Below are 6,357 nucleotides of genomic sequence, written 5' to 3'. Positions count from 1 at the left end.
TCAATCGAACTACCTAATAGAAAAGCTATAGTTGCTGCTATAGCTTGGGTCTCACTTTACCGAATAAGTTTAAGTTTTGTGGGTTTATTATCCATACAAGGCAATTCAAAATCGCCCACAAAAGGCGTGGGCTGGACTCGCTAACGCTCGCCTTTTATTGCAGCGTTATAGCTACTACGATCTAAGGAGTGAATTTGAGCACTGTATCTTTTAGTCTAAATAAAATTGTAGAGCTTAAGCAAAAAGAGCTCGGTACAGAAAACTCTGAGGAAGTTGAGCTTTTAAAAATTGCAATGCAATCTATTGACAAAAGAATTAACTATTGCAAATACCATTATCAAGAGTTTCAACGTAATTCATGTGATAAGGCATTATTACAAGAACGCCTCGATAGTAGTTTTGACGGGAAATCTATTAGAGTAATTTATGAAGCTAGTGTTATTGCATTCCTCCAAAATTTACATTCCTTAATTGACTCATTTCCCTACGCATTAAACTTAATCGATAACAAATTTAAGATAGAGTCAAAGTCAGTTGGTTGGAACAAAGACTTCATCGAAAAGTATAAAATTTTTGATTATCACAAGGAACTTGACGGAATTTATAGTAATTTTATTTATCATAAACTCAAAGGACTTGTTAACAGAACAAAACATAAACACCTTGTTAGGATCAAAAATACAGGAGTTAAACTTATTTTTGAAAAAATTTCTTTTTATTCAAATGGTGAAACTCAAGTTATCAATGAGCAGGACGTTAATCAGTTTCTCATAGAGTGTTATGATAAGCTTTTGCCTGAGTTTCTAATTCTTTGTAACGCCGTAGAAAAAAATAAAGAGAATAAATTTTAATACAGTAGCTTTGAGAAGTGTAGCTATAACAACACGCCCTGAGGTGGACAGCAAGCTTTAAAACTTACTTTCCACCGCATATTTTAATAACGGCGACCCCCTTTGATTTTTAACGCCTCTAAGTACTTCGAATCATCAGGCGTTAATTAATAATTTTACTGAATTAACGATGTAAAAATAAAATCGCCAATAACGTAAAGGTTTTTGATTGTTAAAAGAAAATAATCCAGTTAGAGTGTTTTGATTAATAAATAATATAAAAACGAGTTATTCTACAAGCTCGTTATGTTTATAATCAATTCTAGTGATTTTAATATAGAAGGGCATTTTTAGTTAACATGAGTGAAAATAATAATTTACCAGAGACTGGTTTTGAATCAGAAGAGTCAACTTGTACAAATACTAGTTGCTGTCCACCACAAGCTCCATTAACTAGAGCAGCGCCTAAAGTTGGGCGTAATGATCCTTGTATTTGTGGTAATGGTCGAAAATATAAAAAATGTTGTGGTAAAAATGCATAAGTTAGGGCTCTAATACCCTTTGGTTTCGGTATTTTCATAAACATAATTAACTGTTAGGCATATAGCGATAATATGGATATTTATATACATCTGCTAGCCGTTATCCCCTCCTTAGTTTTAGGCGCTATCAACTTATCTTTAGAAAAGGGTACTTTAACTCACAAGCGCATCGGAAAAGCTTGGGCTGTATTAATGCTTATTACTGCAATAAGTTCTCTTTTTATAACGCCAACGGGTAGTCTTACGTGGTTACACCTTTTTTCAATATTGGTTATTGTTTGTATTCCTGTGGGTGTGATTTCTATTCGCAAAGGTAATATAAAACGCCATACTCATTGTATGACTGGTGCATACATAGGTACTGTTATTTCAGCATATTTTGCTGTTGTAACTCCTAGTCGTTTTCTTTACGGCGTATTCTATTAGTAAAGGCTAACAAACAATTCAGCAGGGCAAATGAAGCTTGGCGTTTGTCACTGCGTTCCAAATTATATAGCTAAGCAAAATTTGCCCGTTAATATGGGCGTTAGTTAGCAGAGGATTTCGTCAAGCTCATGAGTAAATGGATATTTGCTTTTATTCAATTTTTTCCTTTATCTACGTTTGCTACTTTCGCATTCTGGAATGGAGCACCAACAAACGATCGTTGGCTTGAGGCTTTTCAGTTAGGTGCTTTGTTAGGCTTAATTCAATTGATTATTTTACTCCCTCAGAAAAATCCACTTAACCGTCTAGTATTGGCTGGTAATATTTACCTCATTCTTGGTGGTTTAGCCGCTTTCTTTCAGCAATGGTGGTATTTAAAACTTTATGGCTCACTAAGAGAGTCTGCCATAATTTTACTTATGGTTATTGTTGGTAGCTTAACCACATTTATATCTTCATCGGGCTTTATTGCAGTAAAAGATAGCGCTCGTAAGTTTTCTATATATTTACTTGTTGCAACGATATCAATGCTTCCATTTGCAATTATCTTTGAAGGTAATCGTACTTATGCGGCTGTTTTACCTATTATATTTTTGGCAATTCTACAACGTTATTTATCGTACCTTGCAAAACAAATGATTGTGGTTCAAAATGCAAACTAACAAGCATTAAACAGGAATAATGCTCTTCCCCCCCCCATTTTCGTGGGCACCTCCTCATCACATTGAGGAAGCTACAATGCTCAAATATACACAACCTAGAAAAACATGGTTTTACCCAGTAAGTTTCAAAATTAAAGCAGTCAAACTAAGCTTAAAAGACAATGTCATGTCAAAGGATGTTGCTTTAGCACTTGATATTCATCTGTTTATGCTCAGTCGTTGGCGCGAGTGAATTCTCCCAATGTGACAAGCCAATTCCTGTTTGATGATATGACAAGAGAGGCACCAACGCTCACCTTTGTTGAACGTTTACACAATCCACCTGAATTTAAAAACACTGATGAGCAAAGAAACCTCAAGTCTTTACGAGTTAAAGTGAGTTAATCTTTTCTTTTCAGCGCTTACTTGGATGTAGCAGTGCGACTAAAGCAAATAACCATTTAGCATTGAAAAGCGACCATTCAGCAATATTCAGGGTGCTTTTCGATGCTAAATGCGTACCATGAACATATTCATTAACTACTTGTACTGATCATGGCCAATCTCACATTGCAGCGAAATGAACAATTCGCAATTTTAGCTATCGTTGCCGCCATAAGCTTTGCTATCAGCCTTACTGATTGGGTGCAGCGGGGCATGTTGTTGTCGGCGAATATCGCGCTTTCTTCTATTTTGGCTGTTGTGCTGCTCTACTGGCTACCTATGATGATAAGTTACGTACTCATCATCCGTTTCAAGATAGGCAATTGGCCGTTGCAATATATCGGTTTTTACGGGTTGATGGTCATGGGCTGCTTATGTTGGGGTGTACTTAGAAGTGAAATGTTAAATACCCATTCATTTTCACTGTTTGAGGCGCTAACCATCGCACTGCCCTGGTCTAGCGGTATTTTTGTGGTGATTAAGTTCTACCTTTCCCAAAAGTTGCTAAAACAAGAAAAACAACTTCGCCAACTTGCTGAAATTAAGTTATTACACAGTCAGTTAAACCCGCATTTTATGTTCAATAGCCTCAACACAATCGCAGCCTTTGTACCAAAGCAACCAGAAGCAGCACAGTCTTTGGTTCATAACCTCGCTGCGGTATTAAGGTATTCATTAACGCATTCAGTGACAAGCGGAAAAATACCGAGCAAAGTATCCGTTGCTGATGAGCTTATCGCACTAAATCAATGGTGTGAGATAGAGCAAAGCCGATTTGGAGATGCGCTTATCATCGACTTTAATATCGACGATGCACTGTTGAGCGAAGTAATACCGCCAATGATTTTACAGCCAATTTTGGAAAATTCCGTAAAACATGGCAACAGCAGGCCGCTTCACATTGATGTATTAATCAAAAGGGTTGCGAACCAGTTAGTGTTTAAAATCAGTGACAACGGGATGGGCTTTAAGGAGCAGGACATAGTGGGTTCGTCAAACTCGGGACTCGGTCTTTCGATCACGCGCTCACGGTTAAAGTTGGAAGAAAATGCCGAACTTAGACTTTGTAACGACATGCACACTGGCGGTGCAGTTGTCAGCTTTTCACTCACACGAGGAACAAAGGAATGTTGAACATTGCGATAGTGGAAGATGAGCAACCTGCCATTGATAAGTTAACTGAACAACTTGGCCAGATCACCAAGCACAATCTAGTACTGACTTGTAACACGTCATTAGCATTTCTTGATTCACATAAAGAACTTACGATAGATATTGTGTTTGTCGATATTAACTTGCCCGAATGCAACGGTGTCACTTTGGTCGAAGAACTACAAGGGGTGGGGTTTTCAGGTGCGATAATTTTTACCACGGCATACAGTGAGTTTGCGGTTGAAGCCTTTACGCTCGGCGCGGTTGATTATCTGCTCAAACCCTATAGTACTGAGCGCCTAGCGTTAGCTTTATCAAGAGTCAATCGTGCTATAACGACAGGGTCAGTCGCTACTTTAACGAGTAAGGTGGCGGGGAAAACATCGCTAATTGATGTCAGTAGTATCGAACTTATAAAGCTGGAATACGGTCAAGCCATCGCGTTTAGCAATGGAAAGCAATACCCCATTGACGGCTCTCTTGAGGAGATCCAACACCAATTGCCAACACATTTCTTAAGAGTTCACCGTCATGCCATTGTAAACCAAAGTGCGATAACTGCGTTTGAACGCTGGGTTACAGGGGGTTACCTTGTCAAATTGCGTGATAGCAATTTGCAAGTTGTGACCAGCCGGGGCGGTGCAAAACTACTCAAACAACAACTGAGCAACACAGGGCTCAGCTAACTCAAAAGGTAATAAAATGATGAAAACTATGATGCCATTTTTTTTGGTAGGGCTTCTTGCGGCCTGTTCAAACGCGACTATTCCTGATGTTAAGCGCCAGTTTATCGACGACGGTCAGACTCACCCACTGGTTGTGGTGTTAGGTGGCAGCGAAGGAGGAAATACACTCGCTAATCCTCAGTGGCAACCATTTTTAAATGGGTTTAATGATATTGGTATATCAGTCGCGGCACTTGGTTATTATGGCACTGAAAATACATCAAACAGTGCAGCTGAATTATCGTTGGATGGCATAGCCAAACGGATAAAAGCATTGAGTGCAGATCCAAAGATAAACCAAAATTGCGTGGCGGTATATGGCTTTTCTAAAGGAGCAGAGCTGGCATTATTACTCGGTACGCACTTTGACGAGATAAACCATGTTGTGGCTGTTATGCCTAGTCACGTAAGCTGGAATGCTGTTAAGACCTTGTCTTCTCGCTCGAGTTGGACGCTCAGCGGCAATGCTCTGGACTACATTGATGCACCACTACTGTCATGGAAAATGCAAAAGGGGAATGTAACGGGTGAGTTTACACCTGCCTTTGAGGCTGCATTGACTGAGGCAACTCCTGAAGCAATTGTAGCCGCCCGTATCCCGGTTGAAAAAACCAATGGGCCAGTGCTACTGATCTCTGCCAAACACGATGAAATTTGGCCATCGTACATAATGGCCGGATATATAGAAGCTGGTTTACACGAAACTAATTTCTCTCATCCATTTAAACATATCGCACTTAACGCGGGTCACTACAGTTTTAACAAAAAAGTGCAAACTGAGGTAAATCAATTTTTAAGCGAAACCTTGGTAGCACGTTGCGCGAATAAGGAGTATTGAATTAACTCATTTCTTATATTCTTTGTCGTTGCAAAGTTTATTGAGCTGCAGGTAACGTTGTGCCTGCAGCTTTTAGTCGCTTTTTATATTTTTCCGGGGTCACCCATTAGAAACTTCCGGTAAAGCAGGCAGCTGTGTTTTCTTGCTTTTTAATTAAACACCAAGTAATTACAGTAAATCAATTTTGATTTTTGCCATCAATAATCGAACATCGCGCATGGCTTCTAAGGCATTAATGACAGGATAATAAAACCACTGCTTTACTTGGTATTCAAGTTCACTCATAAATGAGACACACGTTTCATTCGCTCGGTGATGGTTTGTATCATTTGTGAAATACGAGTTCAGTTAACCATGGTAAGTGCTTTTTCGACCAATCATCTTTAACTTCACACTGAATATTGTTTCTAAGAAATAAGCCTTTAAGTTGAAACTTGGCGTCTTTTAAATCCTTCATGGCCGTTTCCCGAGCACGAGATAAATCTCGTATAGCTTCATCTTCAGCTTCGGGTACATAAATAGCGGTGAGCGTTTCTGCCTTGAAAAGTAGCGCTAGTTTAGCTGCATTACGTTTATCAGTTTTTACTCGTTCGCCAGGTTTTTTAGGAATGAGTGAAGGGGCTACGATATAACAGCAATGGCCAAGGCTGGTTAGCAGCCTGTAAATCCAATACCCACAAGGGCCAGCTTCATAAATAAAGTGCAGTGTTGCTTTAGGGTATTTTGATTGTAGTTGCCTTGCGAGCTTAATAAAGGCAG

General features: G+C 39.2%; 8 protein-coding genes and 2 pseudogenes. 9 read left to right on the top strand and 1 reads right to left on the bottom strand.

What is annotated here, in order from left to right; all coding sequences use genetic code 11:
* Positions 1-194 precede the first annotated feature (194 nt).
* From Q4489_RS17980 to Q4489_RS17945, 9 genes and pseudogenes are all read left to right on the top strand, one after another.
* Entirely contained in the window at positions 195-851 is a 657-nt protein-coding gene (locus Q4489_RS17980) for a hypothetical protein (RefSeq protein ID WP_303483263.1), read from the top strand.
* A 338-nt stretch (positions 852-1,189) separates the two neighbouring features.
* The gene (locus Q4489_RS17975) at positions 1,190-1,372 is read left to right on the top strand and encodes an SEC-C metal-binding domain-containing protein (protein WP_303483260.1); all 183 of its coding nucleotides are present in this window, start codon (positions 1,190-1,192) and stop codon (positions 1,370-1,372) included.
* Positions 1,373-1,444: 72 nt separating this feature from the next.
* Positions 1,445-1,798, top strand: a complete 354-nt coding sequence (locus Q4489_RS17970; protein WP_303483257.1) for a DUF2306 domain-containing protein — start codon at positions 1,445-1,447, stop codon at positions 1,796-1,798.
* 128 nt (positions 1,799-1,926) lie between these two features.
* A complete protein-coding gene (locus tag Q4489_RS17965; RefSeq protein ID WP_303483254.1) occupies positions 1,927-2,460 on the top strand; it encodes a hypothetical protein in 534 nt (177 codons plus the stop codon).
* Positions 2,461-2,536: 76 nt separating this feature from the next.
* Positions 2,537-2,689 (top strand): annotated as a pseudogene (locus Q4489_RS17960) (transposase); the annotation flags it as partial.
* A gap of 41 nt (positions 2,690-2,730) precedes the next feature.
* Positions 2,731-2,844: a class I SAM-dependent methyltransferase gene (locus Q4489_RS18320; protein ID WP_368389618.1), complete on the top strand. Its 114-nt coding sequence runs from the start codon at positions 2,731-2,733 to the stop codon at positions 2,842-2,844.
* Positions 2,845-2,994: 150 nt separating this feature from the next.
* Positions 2,995-4,017, top strand: coding sequence for a sensor histidine kinase (locus Q4489_RS17955; RefSeq protein WP_303483251.1), 1,023 nt, complete (start codon positions 2,995-2,997; stop codon positions 4,015-4,017).
* Positions 4,011-4,721 (top strand): LytTR family DNA-binding domain-containing protein, encoded by a 711-nt coding sequence (locus tag Q4489_RS17950; protein WP_303483247.1) that lies wholly within the window; start codon positions 4,011-4,013, stop codon positions 4,719-4,721. Before Q4489_RS17955 ends, Q4489_RS17950 begins: the two co-directional genes overlap by 7 nt.
* Before the next feature lie 16 nt (positions 4,722-4,737).
* A complete protein-coding gene (locus tag Q4489_RS17945; protein WP_303483243.1) occupies positions 4,738-5,598 on the top strand; it encodes an acyl-CoA thioester hydrolase/BAAT C-terminal domain-containing protein in 861 nt (286 codons plus the stop codon).
* 192 nt (positions 5,599-5,790) lie between these two features.
* Here the strand turns inward: Q4489_RS17945 and Q4489_RS17940 are convergent.
* Positions 5,791-6,357 (bottom strand): annotated as a pseudogene (locus Q4489_RS17940) (transposase); the annotation flags it as partial.

The sequence above is a fragment of the Thalassotalea sp. 1_MG-2023 genome (assembly GCF_030546745.1).
Classification (GTDB): Bacteria; Pseudomonadota; Gammaproteobacteria; order Enterobacterales; family Alteromonadaceae; genus Thalassotalea_C.
This window is presented reverse-complemented; position numbering and strand designations above follow the sequence as displayed.

Excerpts from the sequence above, each read along its gene's own strand:
- Q4489_RS17975 (WP_303483260.1), top strand. The coding sequence starts at position 1,190 with ATGAGTGAAAATAATAATTTACCAGAGACTGGTTTTGAATCAGAAGAG.
- Q4489_RS17970 (WP_303483257.1), top strand. The coding sequence starts at position 1,445 with ATGGATATTTATATACATCTGCTAGCCGTTATCCCCTCCTTAGTTTTA.
- Q4489_RS17965 (WP_303483254.1), top strand. The coding sequence starts at position 1,927 with ATGAGTAAATGGATATTTGCTTTTATTCAATTTTTTCCTTTATCTACG.
- Q4489_RS18320 (WP_368389618.1), top strand. The coding sequence starts at position 2,731 with ATGACAAGAGAGGCACCAACGCTCACCTTTGTTGAACGTTTACACAAT.
- Q4489_RS17955 (WP_303483251.1), top strand. The coding sequence starts at position 2,995 with ATGGCCAATCTCACATTGCAGCGAAATGAACAATTCGCAATTTTAGCT.
- Q4489_RS17950 (WP_303483247.1), top strand. The coding sequence starts at position 4,011 with ATGTTGAACATTGCGATAGTGGAAGATGAGCAACCTGCCATTGATAAG.
- Q4489_RS17945 (WP_303483243.1), top strand. The coding sequence starts at position 4,738 with ATGATGAAAACTATGATGCCATTTTTTTTGGTAGGGCTTCTTGCGGCC.